General features: G+C 34.0%; 18 protein-coding genes and 1 tRNA gene. 8 read left to right on the plus strand and 11 right to left on the minus strand.

The window, feature by feature from the left end:
* Positions 1 to 963 precede the first annotated feature (963 nt).
* The 7 genes from BLP44_RS12085 to BLP44_RS22955 all read right to left on the minus strand — a co-directional run bounded on the left by BLP44_RS12085 (position 964) and on the right by BLP44_RS22955 (position 10,099).
* Entirely contained in the window at positions 964 to 2,334 is a 1,371-nt protein-coding gene (locus tag BLP44_RS12085) for a helicase-related protein (protein ID WP_170830233.1), read from the minus strand.
* Positions 2,335 to 2,351: 17 nt separating this feature from the next.
* Positions 2,352 to 3,629 (minus strand): DEAD/DEAH box helicase, encoded by a 1,278-nt coding sequence (locus BLP44_RS12090; RefSeq protein WP_091133242.1) that lies wholly within the window; start codon positions 3,627 to 3,629, stop codon positions 2,352 to 2,354.
* Positions 3,626 to 4,564 carry a Hachiman antiphage defense system protein HamA gene (locus tag BLP44_RS12095; RefSeq protein WP_091133243.1) on the minus strand — a complete coding sequence of 313 codons (939 nt, stop codon included), beginning with the start codon at positions 4,562 to 4,564 and terminating at the stop codon, positions 3,626 to 3,628. The genes BLP44_RS12090 and BLP44_RS12095 overlap by 4 nt, the downstream gene beginning before the upstream one ends.
* A gap of 212 nt (positions 4,565 to 4,776) precedes the next feature.
* The gene (locus BLP44_RS12100) at positions 4,777 to 5,574 is read right to left on the minus strand and encodes a TatD family hydrolase (RefSeq protein ID WP_091133246.1); all 798 of its coding nucleotides are present in this window, start codon (positions 5,572 to 5,574) and stop codon (positions 4,777 to 4,779) included.
* 263 nt (positions 5,575 to 5,837) lie between these two features.
* On the minus strand, positions 5,838 to 7,259 hold the full coding sequence (locus BLP44_RS12105; protein WP_091133248.1) for an RtcB family protein: 1,422 nt from the start codon (positions 7,257 to 7,259) through the stop codon (positions 5,838 to 5,840).
* A gap of 226 nt (positions 7,260 to 7,485) precedes the next feature.
* Positions 7,486 to 9,726, minus strand: coding sequence for a hypothetical protein (locus BLP44_RS12110; RefSeq protein WP_091133250.1), 2,241 nt, complete (start codon positions 9,724 to 9,726; stop codon positions 7,486 to 7,488).
* 256 nt (positions 9,727 to 9,982) lie between these two features.
* A tRNA-OTHER gene (locus BLP44_RS22955) sits at positions 9,983 to 10,099 on the minus strand.
* 284 nt (positions 10,100 to 10,383) lie between these two features.
* Between BLP44_RS22955 and BLP44_RS12115 the strand changes: the two genes are divergently transcribed.
* The 8 genes from BLP44_RS12115 (at position 10,384) to BLP44_RS12150 (ending at position 20,473) form a co-directional block, all read left to right on the plus strand.
* The gene (locus BLP44_RS12115; protein WP_091133252.1) at positions 10,384 to 10,998 is read left to right on the plus strand and encodes an HD domain-containing protein; all 615 of its coding nucleotides are present in this window, start codon (positions 10,384 to 10,386) and stop codon (positions 10,996 to 10,998) included.
* Positions 10,999 to 11,374: 376 nt separating this feature from the next.
* The gene (locus BLP44_RS12120; protein ID WP_091133254.1) at positions 11,375 to 12,412 is read left to right on the plus strand and encodes a helix-turn-helix transcriptional regulator; all 1,038 of its coding nucleotides are present in this window, start codon (positions 11,375 to 11,377) and stop codon (positions 12,410 to 12,412) included.
* Between the two features lie 221 nt (positions 12,413 to 12,633).
* Positions 12,634 to 13,092: a MarR family winged helix-turn-helix transcriptional regulator gene (locus tag BLP44_RS12125; protein ID WP_008468520.1), complete on the plus strand. Its 459-nt coding sequence runs from the start codon at positions 12,634 to 12,636 to the stop codon at positions 13,090 to 13,092.
* Positions 13,093 to 13,139: 47 nt separating this feature from the next.
* On the plus strand, positions 13,140 to 15,530 hold the full coding sequence (locus BLP44_RS12130) for a 3-hydroxyacyl-CoA dehydrogenase/enoyl-CoA hydratase family protein (RefSeq protein ID WP_091133256.1): 2,391 nt from the start codon (positions 13,140 to 13,142) through the stop codon (positions 15,528 to 15,530).
* Between the two features lie 103 nt (positions 15,531 to 15,633).
* Positions 15,634 to 16,815: a thiolase family protein gene (locus BLP44_RS12135; RefSeq protein WP_091133258.1), complete on the plus strand. Its 1,182-nt coding sequence runs from the start codon at positions 15,634 to 15,636 to the stop codon at positions 16,813 to 16,815.
* A 128-nt stretch (positions 16,816 to 16,943) separates the two neighbouring features.
* Positions 16,944 to 17,234 carry a four helix bundle protein gene (locus BLP44_RS12140; RefSeq protein ID WP_317040785.1) on the plus strand — a complete coding sequence of 97 codons (291 nt, stop codon included), beginning with the start codon at positions 16,944 to 16,946 and terminating at the stop codon, positions 17,232 to 17,234.
* 106 nt (positions 17,235 to 17,340) lie between these two features.
* The gene (locus BLP44_RS12145; RefSeq protein ID WP_091133260.1) at positions 17,341 to 19,146 is read left to right on the plus strand and encodes an acyl-CoA dehydrogenase family protein; all 1,806 of its coding nucleotides are present in this window, start codon (positions 17,341 to 17,343) and stop codon (positions 19,144 to 19,146) included.
* Between the two features lie 310 nt (positions 19,147 to 19,456).
* Positions 19,457 to 20,473, plus strand: coding sequence for a glycoside hydrolase family 18 protein (locus tag BLP44_RS12150; protein WP_244511754.1), 1,017 nt, complete (start codon positions 19,457 to 19,459; stop codon positions 20,471 to 20,473).
* A gap of 44 nt (positions 20,474 to 20,517) precedes the next feature.
* Here BLP44_RS12150 and BLP44_RS12155 read toward each other — a convergent pair whose 3' ends face one another.
* The 4 genes from BLP44_RS12155 to BLP44_RS12170 form a co-directional block, all read right to left on the minus strand.
* Complete coding sequence (locus BLP44_RS12155; protein ID WP_091133264.1) at positions 20,518 to 21,009, minus strand: hypothetical protein; 492 nt, start codon at positions 21,007 to 21,009, stop codon at positions 20,518 to 20,520.
* 81 nt (positions 21,010 to 21,090) lie between these two features.
* Positions 21,091 to 22,005, minus strand: coding sequence for a transporter (locus tag BLP44_RS12160; protein ID WP_091133266.1), 915 nt, complete (start codon positions 22,003 to 22,005; stop codon positions 21,091 to 21,093).
* 42 nt (positions 22,006 to 22,047) lie between these two features.
* Positions 22,048 to 22,566: a DUF4251 domain-containing protein gene (locus BLP44_RS12165; protein ID WP_008468505.1), complete on the minus strand. Its 519-nt coding sequence runs from the start codon at positions 22,564 to 22,566 to the stop codon at positions 22,048 to 22,050.
* A 4-nt stretch (positions 22,567 to 22,570) separates the two neighbouring features.
* Positions 22,571 to 22,996: an META domain-containing protein gene (locus BLP44_RS12170; protein WP_170830234.1), complete on the minus strand. Its 426-nt coding sequence runs from the start codon at positions 22,994 to 22,996 to the stop codon at positions 22,571 to 22,573.
* Positions 22,997 to 23,165: the final 169 nt, after the last annotated feature.

The raw sequence follows: 23,165 nt of genomic DNA on the forward strand, positions 1-23,165 counted from the left end.
TTAGCGCCTTTGTGCCTTCGTGGCTAATAAATAGTCACAAAAAAAGCACCCGATTAAAGGTGCTTCATAACAAATACGATATAACTATCCTATTGCCTATATTGATGCACCAACATGTAAAAGCGTTCACGGTCCGAAGCCGCTGCTACTAGTCCTGGGTTATGTATGTATAATTTAAAACTCATTTTATTTATTTTTTAATTGTTGTTGTTATTTATTGTAATTGCTATTGCTATTGCTATTGTTATTGCAATTTGTTTCAATTTTGTTCGGCAAAGATATGATGGAAAAATTCATATTTCCAAATATTTTTTAAGAATAATTTTCTGATTATCAGTTAGTTAAGCCAAAAATAAAGACAAAGAAATTCCTGTCCGCAAACTGGTGCAGATCTCACTTTTGTATCAAATGACTGTTACTCATCAGATTACTTTCCAAGACTATATCTCTCTATTTTTATTAATCATTAAACATTTTGGTTAAATATTTTTTTAGTTTTTTTAGTTCTGGTTTGTTTTCTTTATCATTTTGTTGTTCACTTTTGTCACACTGAGCGAAGTCGAAGTGCTTTAAAACAAAAAAAGCGTCCTAAAATGAGGACGCTTTTCTATTCTATGATGAGTTTGACTCTAAATTCTAGATCATAATTTCATAAAAATACATACGCATCCTGAGCAATTAGCTGGAAAATCTCCGGCCAAACGTTCAAAAAATGGGCTTGATAAAAGTTTCATATGTATTTTTTTCTATTATTAATTACAGATACAAATGTAGTATATTTTAGATTAATTTAACAAATATTAGTTAAAATTTAATTTTTATAACAATTCTGCGGATTAGTATTTGCAGGGTTTAGTGATGTAATTGTTATCTGATTACGTATTAAAGTTTGAATTACTTTTCATCATGTGCACGCCTAGGGAGCAAGGGCTGACATAGGCAAGATCTGTTCTAGATATTCTATTAACTTTCTTCATCATCAGTTAATAGATACCCCTTTCTCTTTAGATAATCATTATAAATTTTTTGAATTTTCAGTTCTTTTTGAGTTGACAACCATTCTATTGGATTTTCAGTATGCTCTTCGGGTATAAGTTTATAAATCTTAATTGCAATTGATCTTGAAATCCCTTTAGAAATCAAAAATAAAACTAAATTATCTCTAGTTCCCAATTCTAACATTGTAGGTAAAGAAAGGCTAAGCCTATATAACTCTAATTCTTCTTCTGTAAATACATATTCTAAGATATCTCCTAGTAACTTAGTATATTTTACTAAAACATAACTTATTATCGATGAATAAATTTTTATTACTTCATTTATTGTTTTATTTATGTCTCTTTTATTATTTCTATCAATACTTTTTTTGATATCGGCATTAAAATTTATCTCTCTAATTATCAATTCTTTAAAACTTCTATTATCTAACCACAAAGTAGCATAAAATACCATTTGTGGAACTGTTCTGGAAATATCATGTTTAAAATAAGCTTCCTTATTAAAATCAAATATTTCATCCAACTTGTATAATATATTCTTTAATTGTCCAAAGAAATTACTTTCTTCGTGAACTTTTTTTGATAATGTCTCCCTATTCCATTTCGCATTTATATATTTATGCATATGAAGAACCCAATCTTTTACACCTTGTTCCTTAATTCTTAAGTATAGCTCATTTTGAAGTTCTGGATCTATACTCGGATTGAGTCGTAAAATATCACTAGGTAGCTTGATATACTTTAATTTTTCAGAGAGATTACTTACTATTACTTCGATTAAATTCTCATCTGTATTCTTATCCTTTAGATACTCAACGAGTTTTTCTTCCCCTTTAAGATACTTCAGTTTTAGAAAAATAACTCCAAACTCTAGTTTCTTATTCCCAACATCTAGAGGTTGATTTAAAGCCGAAACTAAATCGTCAATTGGATAGCTTAAAATTTTATTAATAGCTGGAATAATTTCTTTATCAGGTTCATTTTCAAAAAAATCCTCAGCCCATTCTTCTTCTTCTTTTTCCAAGCAAATTATTGTTCCGGTCAGCGCATCTCTAATCCTACCAGCCCGCCCAACGATGTTTCCAAATTCAAATGGGCTTAGTTTCTTATTATCTTTTTTTGGGTATGGAATAAAAATTTTTTCGGCAGGTAAATTAACTCCTTCTACTAATGTAGAAGTACAAATAATATTATCAAGATATCCATTTGAAAAAAGATACTCTAATTCACCTCTTATAATCTCAGGCAATTTGCCATGATGAAAAGCAGATTTAATTTTTAATGTGTCTATTAAATTGTATTGATGATGGATTTCTTCTTTTATTAAATCAATCAATTCATTTATTTCCTCGCTTAATTGGGTTTTTCATTACTTTTAGCTAATGTTAAATAATGTGAAAATTGCTCAACATAATTTGCTTTTGGTAAGTAAATTAAATTTTTGCTTTTCTTTCCAAATTTCAATAAAACCTTTACAGTCGTTTTTAGTTTATTATCCATTATTTGCTTTCCATAATCAAAATCAATTGGAACCTCTATTTTGTTTATTAATTCTTCAAGAAAAAAAATATTAGCAAGAACTACCTTATTATCTTTTAATGGTTTTAAACTAATTTTTAATTGAAATACTGGAGAGAATATTGTTTTTAGATTTTCGCTAAACTCTTTAAACATTTGTTTTAATAATGAGTCTGGATTATTCAAAAACGGCCCTGCGGTTATTTTTCTAGATTTTTTCCATACAATTTCCATTTCATTGATTAAATGTTCAAAAACAAACCCCCTATTTCCTTCATCTTCAATATTTTGAACTTCGTCTATAAAAATTATATCTGGAGAAAAATCATTTTTATAAGAATATTGTATTAATTTTAATGTTCTTTCTGGAGTTAATATGAATATCTCTTTATCTGAAAATTGTTCTTTTAAAGTAAGATCTTCTTTTTCAATGAATGCAGTATTTATGTTTACATCGGAATCTAATATTTTCCTAAAATCTTCTGAAACTTCTGAAATTAAAGCTCTTGTAGGAACAATATAAACTACAAAAAAAGATTTTCTATTTAAAAATGAATGTCTAACAAAATTTTGAACTATAAATGATTTACCAGCAGAAGTTGGTGCAGAAATCGCTACATTTTCATTGCTTTTTGTTAATATAGTCCATAAATACTTTTGATAATCTGAACCAATAATTTTTCCTTTCCCACTCTCAATTTCATTTAATGCTATTTTGGATCCCAATTCAAAATCCATTACAGTACCAAAACTATCATCAAAAAATAAATCTCCTGATATTGAATTTATTGTTATAAGCTCTTTAAAAAAACGAGTTGTAATCAAATTACCAGATCTCGATAAAATTATATATGCAACCTTTCTATACTCTTTAGATTCAAATTCTAAAAAAAGAGCAATTCCAAATACTGAACTCAAATATTTGTCATTTTCTTCTGTACTAGTAGCAATTATAGAAGCAAGCCATATCGCCTTGTCTAGATTATTTTCATCTATCAGTTTTTTTTTAGACTCTAAATCTAATTCTGAATAAAATCTATTAGTTATTAAAGAATGTAAAACCTCTCTAAAAACAGGATGCTCTTTTGCTGATTTAATCGTTAAATTAGTCATTCTTTCCTTTCATATTTTTTCCCATTATGAAAAATCTGATAACACATTTCTCTAAAAGAGCTAACATCTTTCACTGGCATCATAAAAAATTCAAGCGTGATATCTAAAACATCGGGTAACGATTTTTTAATATAATTGGCTCTTTTAGTTTTAACTGATTTAATTAATTTTAAAACTTCGTTTTCTATTTCTGTTAAGTCCTCGTCAATTATTTTACCAATTTTTTTTTCTTTATACATTAAAAAAGCTGGATAACAAATACTGTATTCCTTAAATTCTTTTTGTTTGACTCTTAAACTTTGATAAATAAAATCCAAATCGCTCCGTTCTAAATCATATAAATTTCTACTTAAATGTTTTTTTGCCACATCCAGTTCTCTTTCTACTGTTTCAAAATCAGTTATAAATCTTCCAAGTGATTCCATTACATCTCCTACGCATAAATTAAAATTATTACGCATCTTAGATTCACCAATTAATAGTGTTGCTTTATCATTAATATTTCCGATAAAAATTCCGTCTGCTCCTTTTACCTGATCATTATTATTATATGTTTGGGAAATTTTATGAACAATCATTGGTGCTTGCAATACAGACTCAACAAATAGATATAGAATTAATTCTCCATATCGTCCATCAGTTAAAGGGTCGATATCTCCAAAATAGCTTAGAGCTTTCTCAAGGGGATTATGTCCATCCTCAATAAGTTCCTTTATTTCTTTTTCATCAAATACATATTTTTCAACTTCACAATACAGGTAATTTATAAAACCTTCTATGTTCAGCTCATTATTTTCACATTTTAAACTGTAAAATTTAACTTTTATATCATCTGAAATCACTTCTTCTTCGTGTAGAAAAAACCAATTTAAAAAAGTATCTCTATCGACTTTAATAAGCTTTAACCAATCTATTTCTTTAATTCTACTTGCCATTTACAATTTCTCATATTACTTACACAGTAAATATATAAAGATTTTTACTACATCATTTTACGGTTTTCCGTAATCAAGAATTTCATCATTAATATTCTTTCACGATATTTTTATTTTGATAATCTACTCTCAAATATATACAAACAAAAAGCCTTCAAACCAAGTACAAACACCTGATTTAAAAGCCAACAAATAATCTTTGTAATTAAGACTTAAATCCCAAAAAAGCTTTTAGAATTCCTAGTTGTTTCCTCCGCTACTTTAGCTAAAGTAATTCCTTTAAACTGTGCAATTGTTCCGGCAACATACGGCAGAAAAGCAGGTTCGCAACGGCGTTCGTGATATTTCTTCAAAAGGCTGTTCGGGACATTTTTAGGAAGCATAAACGGCGCATCGGTTTCAATCATCATTCGGTCAAGCGGTACGTACTGAATGACTTCTTTTAAAGGACTGAAACGCTTGGCATCTGAAATCGCTCCCGTAAAACCCAGATAAAATCCGTTATCGAGATAGGTTTTGGCTTCTTGCAACGTTCCCGTAAAACAATGCACAACGGCTTTTGGCAGTTTCGGCAGATAGTCTTTGGTAATATTCATAAACGAATTGAAAGCGCTTCTTTCGTGCAAAAACAACGGTTTCTGTACTTCAATAGCCAATTCTAATTGGGCTTTATAACATTCTTCCTGTTTGTTTCGGGGCGAAAAGTCACGATCAAAATCGAGTCCGCATTCGCCAACCGAAACTACGTGTTTCAGTTCTAATAATTTCCTCAGTTTCGAAATACTCTGCACATCGAAACTCTTCGCATCATGCGGATGTATGCCCGCCGTAGCGTACAACACGCCCGGATATTGTCGCGCAATCTTAGCAGATTCTTCGCTATTTCGTACGCTGGTGCCCGTGAGTATCATCTGCGATACATCGGCGTCGAGCGCGTCTTGTACGACATCGTCTATGTCGTTTTGGAATTGTTTGTTGGTTAGGTTGATTCCTATGTCTATATAATTCATGTTTTTTTTAAAGTTGCTAAGGTTCTGAGATACTAAGATGCTAAGGTTTTTTCTCTCTGAACCGATTATTTTTTCTTTTAAGATTTTGCAGAGAAAGGAAGCAAGAGGCAAGACTTTCTCATCTTTCCTCTTGGCTCTTTCTTATTTGTCTACTTTTTTAATTTTTAAATTTTGTGCAGAAAAGAAACAAAAGACAAAACAGTCATATCTTTCTTCTTGCTTCTTGCTTCTCCTTAGTCTTGCCTCTTGCTTCTTGCTTCTTCTTAGTCTTCACGGCTTCCATCATCCGCCATTCTAACTAATTTCGGTGTAAACTTCGCCACAACATCCACCAATTCTTTCTGCGCTTCCATCACCTGATTGATATCTTTATACGCCATTGGGGCTTCGTCAAGGCCTGCTCCGATAAGCGTAACGCCATGATCTCTCAGGATCGATTTCATTTCAGTTTGTGTGATGTTTTTTATGGCTTGGGTTCTGCTCATTTGTCTTCCTGCGCCATGTGAAGCCGAATTAATAGCGTTCTCCTCGCCTTTTCCTCTCACCAAAAATCCCGGTGCGGTCATACTTCCCGGAATGATTCCCATAACGCCTTTTCCAGCTGGAGTTGCTCCTTTTCTATGCACGATCACTTCTTCGCCGTTCCAAGTTTCTTTCCAGGCAAAATTATGATGGTTTTCGACTTTAGCTAAAATCGTCGCACCCAAAGCGCGTTCCATTTTGTTATGGATAATCTCGTGACAAGCCGAAGCGTAATCTCCCGCCAAATTCATCGCAAGCCAATATTCCTGACCCAATTGTGAATTCATATCCAAATACGCTAAGTTTTTGGCAACTTCTGGAAGTCTGCATTCGTCTTTGGCAATTTTAGTATAATGTCCGGCAATTGTGGCTCCCATTCCGCGTGAACCAGAATGCGTTAACAAAGCGACGTACTTTCCTTTTGGGATATTCAAAATCGCATCGTCTTGAGCAAATTCCATGATTCCGAATTCCACAAAGTGATTTCCTCCACCCGAAGATCCTAATTGCGACCAAGCTTTATCTTTCAGGTTCTTCACAAACGGATTCATATTAAATGTATCGTTCTCCAAAACCGCATGATCTGATTTGTATTGACCGTGAAATCCGTGACCTGCTCCAAAAATTGAATTCGCGATTAATTCTTTTTTGAATTTGGCTTCGTTTTCAAAGTAAAAATCTTCTGGTATATCATAAACCGACAATGCCATTCTACACCCAATATCGACACCAACACCATACGGAATAATGGCATTTTTTGTGGCAAGAACTCCGCCAATCGGTAATCCGTAACCTTGGTGCGCATCTGGCATTAAAGCTCCGGCAACCGTCACAGGCAGTTTCATGGCAACTTCCATTTGCTTTCTGGCGCCGTCTTCGATATGATCCAATCCGTAAGCCGAATACGCATTCGGATTCTGATTTAAAGCAATGAAATCTTCTGGTTTTTCATTCGATTTTTCGATTAAAGCCACAGCCAATTTGCTGAAGATTTTATCGTCGATATAGTTTTCTGGAGTTTCTAAGACGTTTTTGTAATGAGCGATCATTTCGTCTCTTGTAAATCCGTTTCTTTTGCTGTTTATTTTTAAGGCAATCCCGATTATTTTTCCTTCTGGGAATCCTAATTCTAATATATCTGTACCGTTTATTTGTGTTTTCATTGTTTCTTTTTTAAGTGACAAAGTGCCAGAGTTTGATAGTGACAAAGGTCTTTTACTACTACGCAGTTATTTTGCGTAGGTTTTGTTTCACGCAGATTTTGCAGATTTAAGCAGATCTAAAAGAATTTTTTTTGATAAATAATCTGCGCTAATCTGCTAAAATCTTTTTTAAATCTGCGTTAAATATTAAAACCTTTGTCACTTTGTTACTATGAATCTTTGCAACTTAATCCACCAATAATTGCGTAACAACCGCTGGGTTCATCGCCCATTGCGCTGTATAAACCTCATCGGCAATTTCATTTTCAGTGATTGTTAAACCTTGAGCTTCCGCTTTAAGCTGTAACAAACTACCAATATTCAACTTGCTGTTTAATTTTGCCAATAGCGCCTGAACTCCTTTGAAATCCAAACCACCTACAACCTGACCTCCGAAAGTCATCTCTAACCAAACGATTTCTCTTTTGGCTATATCCAACACTCCAAAAACTAAGCCTTTGGCAACATTCTGCGTCACTCGAACCTGATGATCTACACACGACGGATCGTATGCTACACCAGTTTTCTCCGAAATTTTCATCGGGTGTTTACTGTTCATCCAACCTACAACTAGATTTGGCGTAATACTTCCGTTGCTGTACGCGTTGCAAGTAAAAGTTACAAATTTGGCTTTGGCTTTCGCCAATTCGTCGATGTTGATGTTGATATATTCGGCAGTTCCAATTTTATTCGGAATGCTTCGGATATCTCCACTATGCTGACAACCTGTAGTCGTCAATCGGCTGAAAGAACAAATATCTGAACGATCTTCGTAGGCAATATGACAGCTTAAATCCATATCCAAATGTTGTGCAGGAAGATCTTTACCCCACTGCATAAACAATCGCACTTCGTTATCTTCAACTGGAAAACGTGTTCCCATTAAAGCAACTGGCAAATCCTGAACAGTTTCGCTTCGGTCACCTATAGAAACCGGAATATTAAACAATTGCGGATCGATATAGATTGTTTTGTTGGTGTTCGCAATTTTCGAAAATCGTTTTTTCATGGCCAAAAGACACAATTCTTCGATTTGATTTTTCATCGCTTCCAACTGAAAATCTTCGTACAACTTCAATAAAGCATTTGCTTCAATTCGTTTGTTTGTTCCACCCAAAGGCTTCACACTTCTCTGCATGTTTTTATCAAAATAATTTTGAGCATACATATTCAAAGTAAACACCAATCGAGCCGGAACTTTATCGATGATTTCTTCAAAGTGAGCAATAGTTTCTTCTGCACCAAACCAAAGCATATTCGAAAATAACGAACGAGCAAATAATCCTGGACGTTGTTTTAATAACGCAAATGTTTTATCGGCATCAAATTTCAATCTTGACGAATCTACTTTGCTTTGCCAAACATCATAGACTTGGTTGTAGAATACATCCATTAAAAAGTTCAATTTCTCAAATCCTTTTCTTTTGCTATATTCTGCCAAACGCAACGCTCGGATAAAACGAACCCACATTCCTCTTTTTGGATGCATGGTTTCGCACATAGCCTCAACATCCATATCCATATTATTCAACCAGTTTGCCACCATTAAACATTCTTTTCGGGAATATTTTAGTTTCAAATCTTTTTGAGACGCAATTCTCGCCTGAACGCTTGTATCTAAAACATTGTAGAAATGCTGAGCATTTTTTGATGTTCTTTTGATAATCGTTTTTGGCTCAATAATTTGCAACATTCCCGTGTTTTTGTACCATAAATATCGTAAGATATCGGTTGGCGTTTTCAAAAACTGAGACGCTTCGTCTTCTTTACCATTTTCAATCAAAAGATCGATTACCAGCATTAAAGTTTCCTTCATTGCTACTTCTGTTTTTGGTAAAGGCAAATATTGCATCGCCATTTTTAAACTATCTACCTGAGTAGCGTCTAAAGCGGTTTTAGATTGCAATAACGATATATAGAAATCATTTAAATCTTTTTCTGTCCACAATTCCAACATTTTCAATTTGCTTCCTTGTCCGATATTTTCCAGTTTTCCAAATTCAAACGGAGTTCCGCAGAACGGACAACCATTGTATCTTTCTAATGGAAAAGTATTGTCTGGTATAATATGACCGCATTGTAATTTACTTCCGTTTTTAGTCTGGAAAATATTTCCGAAAAACGTGATGATATGATCTACAACAGATTCGTTTGTTGGAACATTCCATTCTTTTACCAAAGGCGTCCAGTTTTTATCTGTCCCTAGAACTTCTCTCAAAACTTCTAAAACCTCGATTTTATAATTCGGGCTTACATTGTTTAAAGCATGAAGCAATGATTCAGAAAATGTAAATCCAAGTTTTGAAACATTGGCCAACAAAACTGAAGTTGTTCCTGATAAATTTTTAACATCATTCGTAATCATTTCTGACGGAATGAAAATGGCATTTTGGCGTAAACTGATTTTTAATAATTCTTTTGTTTTCATTTTTTTTTAATTTTTAAAATTTAGATAATTGTGCTTCTAGTTCTACCCAAAAGATTTGAAGTAAGAAACACTTGACCTGAAATTTGACGATAATTGATTAACTAAGCTAAAATGGAGCGGGCTACCGCGAAAGAAGTAAGTTAATCTTGACCCTCGGTTTTTATTAATGATAATTTTAAAACTTAATAACCAGCAACCTCCTTTCGGAAGTTAGGAGTCGAACCTAAAGAAGTAAGTTTTAATTGACCATTAATTGTGGAGCAGGTGGGATTCGAACCCACGACACGGACATTAAAAGTGTAAGAAGTAAATTTTGATTGACCTTTTATTGATAATTTCAAAACTACCTGCTCTACCACTGAGCTACTGCCCCAATTATGATTGAAAAATAAAAAGGTAATGGTGTAAGTGTGTACGTGGAAAGTGTTTTCGAAGTAACTCAAACTTGACCTATTTTATTCTTTTATTTCTATGAACGTTTGTTTTTATTTCTGAACAAAGATTTTAAAACTAGTGCGCAGTTATTTTGCGTAGTATAATTTTTGTTTCATTTTTAAGAAATACTGCTTGTTTTATTTCTTGAGCAAAGATTTCAAAACTACTACGCAATTATTTTGCGCAGTAAAAAAAGAATTTTAAATTTGAGTAAAAAACAAGATGAATTTAAAAGAAATTTATTCTGATTTACTCTTAAATATTGGCTTTTCAGCAAATGAAATTCAGCAAAATTGGTTGGATTTAGAAAAGGCATATTCCAAAAAATCAAGGCATTATCATAATCTCACGCATTTAAAAGAAATGATTGCCAGTTTTGAAGTCTATCGTGATAAACTTCAAAACCCAAACGAAATATTATTTTCGATTTTCTATCATGATTTTGTGTATTCGGCATCCAAGAAAGATAACGAACTCAAAAGTGCTGAATATGCTTTGTCTGTTTTACCTAAAAATGTCAATCTAAATAAACAATTAGTTTTTGATGCGATTTGTGCAACACAACAACATCAACACAATGCAATTGAAGATATTAATTGGTTAATCGATTTTGATTTGAAAATCCTTGCTAAAGATTGGGACGATTATAAAATCTATTTTGAACAAATTAGAAAAGAATATCGCATTTATCCTGATTTTCTATACAAACCCGGGCGTGCAAAAGTTTTGAAGCATTTTCTGGAAAACGAGTTTATTTTTCAGACTGATGAGTTTAGGAGTTTGTATCAGGAAAAAGCTCGGGCTAATATTGAAAAAGAGATTCTATTATTAACGTAAATGCGTGAGGGATTGAAGTGGAGCTCTTTTTTAAGGCGATTTTTCTTCGCCTTAAAAAAAGCGGGAACGTAAAGCCCGACCCGGAGGGGCACGCCCAAAATTTCAACGCAGAATTAATATCGCAAAGACGCGAAGTCGCAAAGTTTTTTATTTAAAGTATTAATTAAACACACCGTTTGTCATTTCGACGTAAGGAGAAATCACACGCGGAATTCGACAAAGATTGGAGAAGTTCTGTATGGAGTTTCTAGTGTGATTTCTCCCTTCGGTCGAAATGACAAAAAATGAGAGAAATCATTCTAATCCTCATAATCTGTGGCTTAAAAATAAAAAACTTTGCGACTTCGCGACTTTGCGAGCAAAACCACACACAGCCATGTCACAAAACAAAAACGCCTTAATCCGGTACAAAACAATCGATAAATGCCTTCAGAATAAATACCGACAATGGACACTCGAAGATTTAATCGAAGAATGTTCTGAGGCTTTATTTGAATATGAAGGACGCCAAAATCCAATAAGTAAACGAACAATCCAAATGGATATTCAATTGATGCGGAGCGAAAAACTCGGTTATAATGCGCCGATCGTAGTTTACGATAAAAAGTATTATAAATACGAAGACGAAGATTTTTCGATAACCGATATTCCACTGACGGAAACCGATATGAATGTTTTGACGGAAACCGTTTCGATGTTGAAGCAATTCAAGGATTTCTCCCTTTTTAACGATGTCTCGGATATTTTACAGCGATTGGAAGATAAAATCTACGCCGAAAAGTCGCATACCAAACCTGTTATTTATCTGGATAAAAATGAAAAACTAAAAGGACTGCATTATTTGGATGAAATATATCAGGCAATTATCAAAAAGATGGTTCTGATTATTACCTATAAATCATTTAAATCTGCTGAAGAGACGAAATTCCATTTTCATCCTTTTATCTTGAAAGAATTTAATAATCGCTGGTTTTTAATCGGAAAGAAAAAAGCAACACAGCCAATTACCAATTTAGCATTGGACAGAATCATTTCTATTGATTACGATTTTAATCATCCATACTTAGAAGAAGATTTTGATGCTGACGTATATTATAAGGATGTAATTGGTGTTACCGTAAATTCAGGATTAAATGCAAGACGTATTGAATTATGGGTCGATGCTTCGAATGCGCCTTATGTACTTACCAAACCTTTGCACACTTCTCAGCGATTAATCAAAGAAAATGAAGACGGCAGTATTATTATACATATATATGTAGTACCAAATTATGAAATGGAACGTCTTCTGTTAGGTTTTGGAAGCTGTTTGGAGATTTTAAGACCAGAAGGTCTTAGAAATCGTATGAAAAAGATACTTCAAGACGCTATTTCACGCTATGATCCAAAAGAAACGACTGAAATAAATGCATAATTTTTTACAGAATACAGAATTAAATGCGTTTTAAAAACCAAAAAAGGATTTTTACAGCATTAAAAATGTTAAAATCTAAAAAAAGAATAGTATATTACACTTAAAATAAACAACCAAAACCCTCTAAATCAGGGATATTTTATAACTAACCAAAAAATTATTAAAAAATTATATGCATGCATAGTATTTTTTAATTATATTTGAAATCGATATAGTTACCTATGAAAGACAAAACGATAGATTATATTTTGAGAGCAACATGGCAAGCTGTTTCAAGAATGTATAATGAAGAAGCTGCTAAATACGATGCAACAATGGCAACAGGATTTGCTCTTTTAAGTATGGACAAGGAAGAAGGAACTCCGTCAACGGCTCTCGGCCCAAGAATGGGAATGGAAGCCACAAGCTTAACAAGAACCTTAAAATCTATGGAAGAAAAAGGTTTGATTGTTCGCAAGAAAAATCCAAGTGACGGTAGAGGTGTTCTAATCTATCTGACCGAATTTGGAAAAGAAAAAAGAGATTTATCTAAAAATACAGTTCTAAAGTTTAATGAAACCGTTAGAAAGCATGTCTCAGAAGAAAAACTGAATCATTTTATCGAAGTTTCTGAAATTATCAATGAACTGATTCACGATAAAAACATATTTAATCAAACAGAAAACACAGAAGAAAAGTAATCAATTTTGATAGCCCTGATTCTGTAAAAAAACAAATAATAACAAATATGAAACGCACAATTAAAAAAGTTGCTGTAATTGGATCCGGAATTATGGGTTCAGGTATAGCTTGTCATTTTGCTAACATTGGTGTCGAAGTTTTACTTCTGGACATTGTACCGCGTGAACTGACCGAAGCTGAAGCTAAAAAAGGATTAACACTTGAAAGTAAAGCCGTTCGCAACCGTGTGGTAAACGAACATTTGGCGAATTCATTAAAATCAAAACCATCTCCTATTTACAGTCAAAAATTCGCTAGCCGAATCACTACTGGAAATACGACAGATGATATGGCAAAAATTGCCAATGTAGACTGGATTATCGAAGTTGTTGTAGAGCGTTTGGATATCAAAAAATTGGTTTTTGAACAAATCGACAAATTCCGTAAACCGGGAACTTTGGTTACTTCAAACACTTCTGGTATTCCAATTCACTTTATGAGTGAAGGAAGAAGCGAAGATTTCCAACAGCACTTCTGCGGCACTCACTTTTTTAACCCTGCGCGTTACTTAAAATTATTTGAAATTATTCCTGGTCCAAAAACTTCAAAAGAAGTATTGGATTTCTTAAACGAATACGGATCTAAATTCTTAGGAAAAACTTCGGTTGTTGCTAAAGATACTCCGGCGTTTATTGGAAACAGAATTGGTATTTACGGAATCCAAAGTTTATTCCATTTAGTTAAAGAAATGGGATTAACAATCGAAGAAGTTGATAAATTGACAGGACCAGTAATTGGTCGTCCAAAATCAGCTACTTTCCGTACGGTTGACGTTGTTGGATTGGATACTTTGGTACACGTTGCCAACGGTATTTACGAAAACTGTCCAAACGACGAACAGCACGAATTGTTCAAACTTCCTGATTTCATTAACAAAATGATGGAAAATAACTGGTTAGGAAGCAAAACCGGACAAGGTTTCTACAAAAAAGTAGACAAAGATATTCTTTCTTTAGACTTAGATACATTAGAATATAGAGCTGCAAAAAAAGCAAATTTTGCAACTTTAGAATTAACTAAAACTATCGACAAACCGATCAATCGTTTTAAAGTTTTAGTAAAAGGAACGGACAAAGCAGGTGAATTCTACCGTAAGAGTTTCGCTGGAATGTTTGCTTACGTTTCTAACAGAGTTCCTGAAATCACAGACGAATTCTACAAAATTGACGATGCTATGAAAGCTGGTTTTGGATGGGAAAATGGTCCATTCGAAATCTGGGATGCCATTGGTGTTGAAAAAGGAATTGAAATTATGAAAGCAGAAGGTTTAGAGCCTGCTGCATGGGTAAACGAAATGTTGGCTTCTGGAAGCAAAAGTTTTTATACTGTAAAAGAAGGCGCTACTTATTTCTACGATATTCCAACAAAATCGCAAGTTAAAGTTCCTGGACAAGATTCATTCATTATTCTGAACAACATTCGCGAAAGCAAAAAAGTTTGGAGCAACAGTGGCGCAATCATTCAGGATTTAGGAGACGGAATCTTAAACTTAGAATTCCAATCTAAAATGAATACAATTGGTGGCGACGTTCTTTCGGCAATCAATAAAGCAATTGAATTAGCAGAAAAAGAACACCAAGGTTTAGTTATTGGAAACCAAGCAGCGAATTTCTCTGTTGGAGCTAATATCGGAATGATTTTCATGATGGCGGTTGAGCAGGAATATGATGAATTGAATATGGCAATTAAATTGTTCCAAGATACAATGATGCGTGTTCGTTACTCTTCTATTCCAGTTGTGGTTGCGCCTCACGGAATGACTTTTGGCGGTGGATGCGAAATGAGCTTACATGCTGATAAGGTTGTTGCTGCTGCAGAAACTTACATGGGATTAGTTGAATTTGGTGTTGGAGTTATTCCTGGTGGTGGTGGCTCTAAAGAAATGACTTTAAGAGCTTCCGATTTATTCCGCAAAAACGATGTGGAATTGAACGTTCTTCAAGAGTATTTCTTGACAATTGCAATGGCTAAAGTTTCGACTTCTGGTTACGAAGCTTTTGACACTGGACTTCTTCAGCATGGAAAAGACATTATTGTAGTAAACAAAGATCGTCAGATTGCTGAAGCTAAGAAACATGCATTGTTAATGGCAGAAGCGGGTTATACACAGCCAATTAGAAGAAATGATATTAAAGTTCTAGGGAAACAAGCTTTGGGAATGTTCTTAGTTGGAACAGATCAAATGCAAGCTGGAAAATACATTTCTGAGCACGATAAGAAAATCGCTAACAAACTAGCTTACGTAATGGCTGGAGGTGATTTATCTGAAGCAACTTTAGTATCTGAACAATATTTATTAGATATCGAACGTGAAGCTTTCTTGAGTTTATGTACAGAGCGTAAGACTTTAGAAAGAATTCAATACATGTTGACTAAAGGAAAACCGCTTCGTAACTAGAAAAATAGATAAAGAAGAAAGAAGCAAGAGAAAAGACAAAACTCTGTTTTGAAATCTTGCTTCTTGCATCTTTCTTCTACCAATCTTAAAAAACAAAAAACAAATGAAAACAGCATATATAGTAAAAGCATATAGAACAGCAGTTGGAAAAGCTCCAAAAGGTGTTTTTAGATTTAAAAGACCTGATGAATTAGCAGCTGAAACCATTCAGTTTATGATGGACGAACTGCCTAATTTCGACAAAAAACGTATTGATGACGTTATGGTAGGAAATGCCATGCCGGAAGCAGAACAAGGTCTTAACGTTGGCCGTTTGATCTCTTTGATGGGATTAAAAGTGGAAGATGTTCCTGGAGTTACAGTAAACCGTTACTGTGCATCTGGATTAGAAACTATCGGAATGGCTACTGCTAAAATCCAATCAGGAATGGCAGATTGTATCATTGCCGGTGGTGCAGAAAGTATGAGTTATATTCCGATGGGAGGTTACAAACCAACTCCGGATTATAAAGTGGCTGCGGCAGGTCACGAAGATTATTACTGGGGAATGGGTTTAACTGCTGAAGCGGTGGCGAACCAATACAAAATCTCTAGAGAAGATCAGGATGAGTTTGCTTACAACTCTCACATGAAAGCTTTAAAAGCGCAAGCAGAAGGAAAATTCGACAAACAAATCGTTCCGATTACTGTTGAGCAGACTTTCATCAATGAAAATGGAAAAAAAGAAACAAAATCATACGTTGTAAATAAAGACGAAGGGCCAAGAGCCGGAACTTCTAAAGAAGCTTTGGCAGGTTTAAAACCAGTTTTCGCTGCTGACGGAAGTGTAACGGCTGGTAACTCTTCTCAAATGAGCGATGGTGCTGCTTTCGTTTTAATCATGAGCGAAGAAATGGTAAAAGAGTTAAACCTTGACCCGATCGCACGTTTGGTAAACTTTGCTTCTTCTGGTGTTGAGCCAAGAATTATGGGTATTGGCCCTGTAAAAGCAATTCCGAAAGCATTAAAACAAGCTGGTTTAACATTGAACGATATCGAGTTAATTGAATTAAACGAAGCTTTTGCTTCACAAGCTTTAGCCGTTACTCGTGAATTGAATATTAACCCTGAAATCGTAAACGTAAACGGTGGAGCAATTTCTTTAGGCCACCCTCTTGGATGTACTGGAGCTAAACTTTCTGTTCAGTTATTCGACGAAATGAAACGTAGAGGTAATAAGTACGGAATCGTTTCTATGTGTGTGGGAACTGGACAAGGAAGTGCTGGAATCTACGAGGTTTTATAAGACTTTTTAGAGGAAAGAAGCAAGAGGAAAGACTTTCTATTTGGGATGAAAAGTTAGCCTGAAATGGATTTTTAAAAAGTAGTAAAAAACTTACTTTTAATTTTTCTTCTTATCTTGCCCTCAAAAACATGAAACACAATTTCAAGAATTTGAAAATTTGGATTTTAGCTATGGAAATTACAAATGATATCTATAAACTAACCGCCACTTTTCCAAAATCAGAAACCTATAGTTTGGCAAATCAAATGAATCGATGTTCTGTTTCTATGCCTTCAAATATTGCAGAAGGTTCAAACAGAGGAAATAAACACTTTCAACATTATTTGAATATTAGTTTAGGTTCGTCATTTGAATTACAAACGCAATTACTGATAGCTTTTCAAAATGAATATCTATCAAGACAAAAACAGAAGAAATAGAAAACAAAATAATTGAATTTCAAAGGATGACATCAGGTTTCATAAGTAAGTTGATTTAAAATCTTGCTTCTTGCTTCTTTCATCTTTTATAAAAAACAAAAACAAAATGGCAGATACAATCGAAAAAAACGTGACTCGTGGTGGTCAGTTTTTAGTTAAAGAAACAAAATGCGAGGATATCTTCACACCAGAAGATTTTTCAGAAGAGCAGTTAATGATGCGTGACTCTGTAAAAGAGTTCGTTGACAAAGAATTATGGGCGCATAAAGATCGTTTTGAGAAAAAAGATTATGCGTATACAGAAGCTTCTATGCGTAAAGCAGGTGAACTTGGACTTCTTGGTGTTGCAGTTCCTGAAGAATACGGCGGATTAGGAATGGGATTTGTTTCTACAATGTTGGTTTGCGACTACATTTCTGGAGCAACAGGTTCTTTCTCAACTGCTTTTGGTGCTCATACTGGAATTGGAACTATGCCAATTACACTTTATGGTACTGAAGAACAAAAGAAAAAATACGTTCCGAAATTGGCTTCTGGAGAATGGTTTGGAGCTTATTGCTTAACGGAACCAGGTGCAGGATCTGATGCTAACTCAGGGAAAACAAAAGCGGTTTTATCTGAAGACGGAACTCATTATCTAATTACAGGACAAAAAATGTGGATTTCAAATGCAGGTTTCTGCAGCTTATTCATCGTTTTTGCTCGTATTGGAGATGATAAAAACATTACAGGTTTCATTGTAGAAAACAATCCTTCAAATGGAATTTCTATGAATGAAGAAGAGCATAAATTAGGAATCCGCGCTTCTTCTACTCGTCAGGTTTTCTTCAACGAAACAAAAGTTCCTGTTGAAAACATGTTATCTGAAAGAGGAAACGGTTTCAAAATCGCGATGAATGCTTTAAACGTTGGTCGTATTAAATTGGCTGCAGCTTGTTTAGATGCACAAAGAAGAGTTACTTCTGGAGCTGTAAAATATGCTAACGAAAGAATTCAGTTTAATACTTCTATTTCATCTTTTGGAGCTATTCGTTCTAAATTAGCTGAAATGGCAACTAATGCTTACGCAGGAGAAAGTGCTTCTTACCGTGCTGCAAAAGACATCGAAGACAGAATCGCTGCTCGTGAAGCAGAAGGAACTTCTCATCAAGAAGCAGAGTTGAAAGGTGTTGAAGAATATGCAATCGAGTGTTCTATCTTGAAAGTAGCGGTTTCTGAAGACGTCCAAAACTGTTCTGACGAAGGTATTCAGGTTTTTGGTGGAATGGGATTCTCTGAAGATACTCCAATGGAAAGTGCTTGGAGAGATGCTCGTATCGCTCGTATTTACGAAGGTACAAACGAAATCAACAGAATGCTTTCTGTAGGTATGCTGATCAAAAAAGCTATGAAAGGACACGTTGATTTACTTGGACCAGCAATGAAAGTTCAGGAAGAATTGATGGGAATTCCATCTTTCGATACTCCAGATTACTCTGAATTATTCTCTGAAGAAAAAGCAATCGTAGCAAACTTGAAAAAAGTTTTCTTAATGGTTGCTGGAAGCGCTGTTCAAAAATACGGACCAGAATTAGATTCTCACCAACAGTTATTAATGGCTGCTGCTGATATCTTAATCGAAATCTACATGGCTGAAAGTACAATTTTGAGAACTGAGAAATTAGCTAAAAAAGAAGGTGAAGATAAAGTTCAAGAGCAAATTGCTATGGCAAAATTATACTTGTACAAAGCGGTTGATATCGTAAACTTAAGAGGAAAAGAAGGAATTGCTTCTTTCTCTGAAGGTGACGAACAACGTATGATGTTAATGGGACTTAAACGTTTCACTAAATATACTAACCTGCCAAACGTGGTAGCGTTAAGAGAAAAAATTGCAGAAAAATTAGTTGCAGAAAATTCATACTGCTTCTAATTTCAAAATAGTTTTTAGCTTTTAATTTGTTATAAACCCGTGCAAGTCCGAAACTGCACGGGTTTATTTTTTTTTAATATGCTTATCGAAAGATATTTCTTATACGTCGCAATATTTTTGCAGCGATTTGCAAAATATTTGTTAAAATTAGCTTATAGACTCATACGGTATAGCTAAACATAAAATGCATTACAGTATATTTAACATTCTAAAAACTATAAAAACAAAATAAATGAAACAAATTAACCTAATTGCATCATTTTTATTGTGCTTTTGCTTCACAGCTGTCTTAGCACAAAAAAATAAAAAAATGGACATTATTGCTTATTACACTGGCGATTCTCAACTTATTGATAAATATGAAGTTGGAAAATTAAACCAGATTATTTTTAGTTTCTGCCATTTAAAAGATGGAAAACTAAGTGTTGATTCTGCCAAAGATTCTATCACTATCAAACATTTAGTTTCGCTTAAAGCAAAAAATCCACAGTTGAAAATTATTGTATCTCTTGGAGGATGGGGAGGCTGCGAACCTTGTTCTCAAGCATTCTCAACTGCTGAAGGACGCTTAAAATTTGCAAAGTCTGTAAAAGAAGTAAGCGATTATTTTAAAATTGACGGTTTAGATTTGGATTGGGAATATCCATCGATTGAAGGACTTCCAGGACACTTATATCAACCTGCTGACAAAACTAATTTTACAGAACTAATCAAAATATTACGTTCTACTTTAGGTAAAAAATATGAATTGAGCTTTGCTGCAGGAGGCTTCCAAAAATGTTTAGATGAATCTATTGACTGGAAAGCAGTTGCTCCTTTTGTTAATCGCATTAATATCATGAGTTACGATTTAGTAAACGGATATTCAAAAGTTACTGGTCACCACACGCCTTTATACAGCACAAATCCCAAAGAAGAATCTACAGATAGAGCCGTTGAATTTTTATTGAAACTAGGTGTTCCTGCTGAAAAATTGGTAATTGGAGGTGCATTTTATACCAGACAATGGAAAAATGTAGAAAACATCAATAACGGATTATACCAAGCAGGAGAGCACTTTCAAGGTGTTGACTTTAAAAACTACGCTACAACATACACAGAAGCAAACGGCTGGAAATATTTTTATGATGAAAAAGCTCAAGCACCATATTGGTACAATGCATCAAATAAAACTTTTGCTACATCAGATGATTTAAAATCTATAAGAGCTAAAGCGGAATATGTAAAAGCAAAAAAACTAGGTGGCATCATGTTTTGGGAGCTTACTCTAGACAGTTTCCGCGACGGAATGGTAAATGAGATTTACAAAGTTAAAACTGAAAAATAAAAAAAGGGAATCAAATTGATTCCCTTTTTTTAAAAACGAATATTCTACATCGTTTTAGTTTTATTTTTGTCCATTTCACCAATAAACGGAATTGCTTCTAAAATTTCGCTTCTTATTATAGTTTGAAGATAAACCTCAAGCTGAATAAACTTTGCCGCGTTTATTGAACCAATTGCTTTTTTTGCCTGATTATAAGTCTTAGAATAAAGCTTCTCGTAATCAACGTGGTTTTTTAAAGTAGCCTTTGCCAACTCATCAGCTTTTGCATCTGTTAAAGTTTCATAATTAGCTGCATAATCATTTAATAGTTGAAACTTTGTCTGTCCTAAGGCTTTTCGCGACGTTTCATAGTCATCATAAACTTTAGTGAAAGCAGCGGCTTGTGCATCAGATAAGTTCATGTACTGTTTTACCAGATCTGCTTTAGATTTTCCATAAACACTTTGTACTACTTCTAAATCTTCTTTATAAGAAGACTGTGCATAAGATGAAAACGAGGCTACCGCCATGATAAGAATAAGTCCTAATTTTTTCATAGTTTTAATTTTAAATTTGTTTTTAAAAATATATGCATACTCAAATATACTGATTTTAAACACTTTAAATAAAATAACATTTTAAAAGAAAGAATATTGGTAAACTGCTGAAAGCGCATAATAATTTAGTCCGTTGTTGGTATATGCCCCAATATGATATTGAAATCTAATGGATTGCCCTTTTGCAATTGGAGTAGAAAAAGTTCCTCCTACGCGCCAGTTATCAATCTGGCTATCATCCGAAACGCCATCAGTAATAGTTCGGCCTCCAAAAAACCAAGTCGTATTAAAACCAACCCACATTTGATTTTTAAAATAATAGCTTGCATGCGCCTGAAGGCTGTAGGTTGGTTTTTGCTCTAATTTTTTTCCTAGATAATCATTATTATCCGTATAAAACCAAACCCCGCCATAAGCCTCAGCATACACATGAGCAAACCGTTTCGATACTCCTATTTCTGGCTTGAAAGCCCATCGGTTTGTTCCAATGTTTACTTGTTTATCTCCATAATATCTTCCTGTTGGGATTGAAGTAACCAAACTGACTCCAAGAATTGTTTTTTGCTCAAAACTTCTGAATTCAGATTTATCAAGTGCAGGAGAACCTAGCAAATTAATTCCAAAACGCACTTTCATATCTGCAAAACCAGTTCTTGAGCCAGTAACCCGCTGATCACTAACTACGGCAGATCCATCCATAAAAGTAAAAGGCAGTCCAACCTGTATACGAGCCAATTTATTTGCCAATCCAAACGTTCTAATATAATTCACAGCCATATTATGGCTTTGAAGTTTAAAATCTTTTATAGGTAGAGAAGGATCTGTAAGCACATTTCCATTTATAAAAACATAACCTGTAGCAATTACATTTAAATCTTTAGGAACATTAGCATACGCTCGAGGTTCCAAATCCTGAGCAGATAGGGACAACACACCAAAAAAGAAAACCAAAAGCGAAAACTGCCACTTTACTAACCAAAAAAAGATTCTTACCATATATTCAGACGAATTTGTGACAAGCTTACCCCATGAATTATATCATTGTTTCTCCGCTGTTTTGGGAGCATATATTATTCCATCATAGCTAATTGGGCCTCTATTATTACTACTGACAGAAAGTGTTGTGCTTCCGTTATAAAAAATAGAAAACAGTAAATCATAAACATCGCTTTTCCCTCTTACTGTCGCTTTTAGAATAGTATTATTCTTTTTACTTTCAACTCTAATATTTTCGGGTTTGCCTTCAAATTTTATTCCGCCATCACTATTGTATCCCACATTATAACCACGTCCGAAAAAGGGAAGATCACAAGTTGTACTGTCAGCTTTAAACTTTAAAAAATAAGTATTATAGTCCAGCTGGATTAATCTCCCGCCTTGAGGCGTTGCTTTCTGAGCTTCAAAAACAAAATTTTGGCTATCTATAAGCGCTTTAATTTCATTTTGTTTTTTAAGTTCTCTTTCTTGCTTGAGTTCTTTTTTTGTTTTTTCTTGTGCAGAAACCGAAAAGTTTAGAATACTAACTAAAAAAAGCAAAACAGATAATTTCGTTTTCATAACATTATTTTTTAGTGAAACGCATCATGGCAATATCTCCAGAAATAAAATTCAATGTTTTGCCATTATCTGTTATATCATATGATGTAATTTTCTGCAGTGTACTCATATACGCCTGCTCCCCTTTGCCGCCATCTAAGCACATCATCTTGGTTACGGCCATGGGTTGAGTAAAATCAATTTTGTTGCCAGTCACATTCAGTTTTCCAGTGTATGAATTACAGCTGTTGTTTCCGGATACCTGATTCTCTTTCGTATTAAAATTTATACTTGGCTTTTTATTTGGATATAAGACATCAAAGGTTTGTGTGTCCGAGATATAATTCAATTCCCAATTTCCATCAAGCTTAGAAACTGCATCGGTTTTTGCGCATTTACAAGAAATTAAAAACGAACTAAAAAAAACGAGGGTAAAAATCTTTTTCATCATAACATTAAGGATTAAATGTGAGCGAATTAGATAATTAGCTTTCAGAAATTATTCGTTAAAAAGCTATACGAATTTAAACAATATTTTCGGTTTTTAACTCAATCAATATCAAATTATAACGTATAGTTTGACTTTTTTTTAACTTTTAGAGTTAATCAGTTCCGTTATT

The sequence above is a fragment of the Flavobacterium anhuiense genome (genome assembly GCF_900101855.1).
Taxonomy (GTDB): Bacteria; Bacteroidota; Bacteroidia; order Flavobacteriales; family Flavobacteriaceae; genus Flavobacterium; species Flavobacterium anhuiense.

Excerpts from the sequence above, each read along its gene's own strand:
- BLP44_RS12090 (WP_091133242.1), bottom strand. The coding sequence starts at position 3,629 with ATGACTAATTTAACGATTAAATCAGCAAAAGAGCATCCTGTTTTTAGA.
- BLP44_RS12095 (WP_091133243.1), bottom strand. The coding sequence starts at position 4,564 with ATGGCAAGTAGAATTAAAGAAATAGATTGGTTAAAGCTTATTAAAGTC.
- BLP44_RS12100 (WP_091133246.1), bottom strand. The coding sequence starts at position 5,574 with ATGAATTATATAGACATAGGAATCAACCTAACCAACAAACAATTCCAA.
- BLP44_RS12105 (WP_091133248.1), bottom strand. The coding sequence starts at position 7,259 with ATGAAAACACAAATAAACGGTACAGATATATTAGAATTAGGATTCCCA.
- BLP44_RS12110 (WP_091133250.1), bottom strand. The coding sequence starts at position 9,726 with ATGAAAACAAAAGAATTATTAAAAATCAGTTTACGCCAAAATGCCATT.
- BLP44_RS12115 (WP_091133252.1), top strand. The coding sequence starts at position 10,384 with ATGAATTTAAAAGAAATTTATTCTGATTTACTCTTAAATATTGGCTTT.
- BLP44_RS12120 (WP_091133254.1), top strand. The coding sequence starts at position 11,375 with ATGTCACAAAACAAAAACGCCTTAATCCGGTACAAAACAATCGATAAA.
- BLP44_RS12125 (WP_008468520.1), top strand. The coding sequence starts at position 12,634 with ATGAAAGACAAAACGATAGATTATATTTTGAGAGCAACATGGCAAGCT.
- BLP44_RS12130 (WP_091133256.1), top strand. The coding sequence starts at position 13,140 with ATGAAACGCACAATTAAAAAAGTTGCTGTAATTGGATCCGGAATTATG.
- BLP44_RS12135 (WP_091133258.1), top strand. The coding sequence starts at position 15,634 with ATGAAAACAGCATATATAGTAAAAGCATATAGAACAGCAGTTGGAAAA.
- BLP44_RS12140 (WP_317040785.1), top strand. The coding sequence starts at position 16,944 with ATGAAACACAATTTCAAGAATTTGAAAATTTGGATTTTAGCTATGGAA.
- BLP44_RS12145 (WP_091133260.1), top strand. The coding sequence starts at position 17,341 with ATGGCAGATACAATCGAAAAAAACGTGACTCGTGGTGGTCAGTTTTTA.
- BLP44_RS12150 (WP_244511754.1), top strand. The coding sequence starts at position 19,457 with ATGGACATTATTGCTTATTACACTGGCGATTCTCAACTTATTGATAAA.
- BLP44_RS12155 (WP_091133264.1), bottom strand. The coding sequence starts at position 21,009 with ATGAAAAAATTAGGACTTATTCTTATCATGGCGGTAGCCTCGTTTTCA.
- BLP44_RS12160 (WP_091133266.1), bottom strand. The coding sequence starts at position 22,005 with ATGGTAAGAATCTTTTTTTGGTTAGTAAAGTGGCAGTTTTCGCTTTTG.
- BLP44_RS12165 (WP_008468505.1), bottom strand. The coding sequence starts at position 22,566 with ATGAAAACGAAATTATCTGTTTTGCTTTTTTTAGTTAGTATTCTAAAC.
- BLP44_RS12170 (WP_170830234.1), bottom strand. The coding sequence starts at position 22,996 with ATGATGAAAAAGATTTTTACCCTCGTTTTTTTTAGTTCGTTTTTAATT.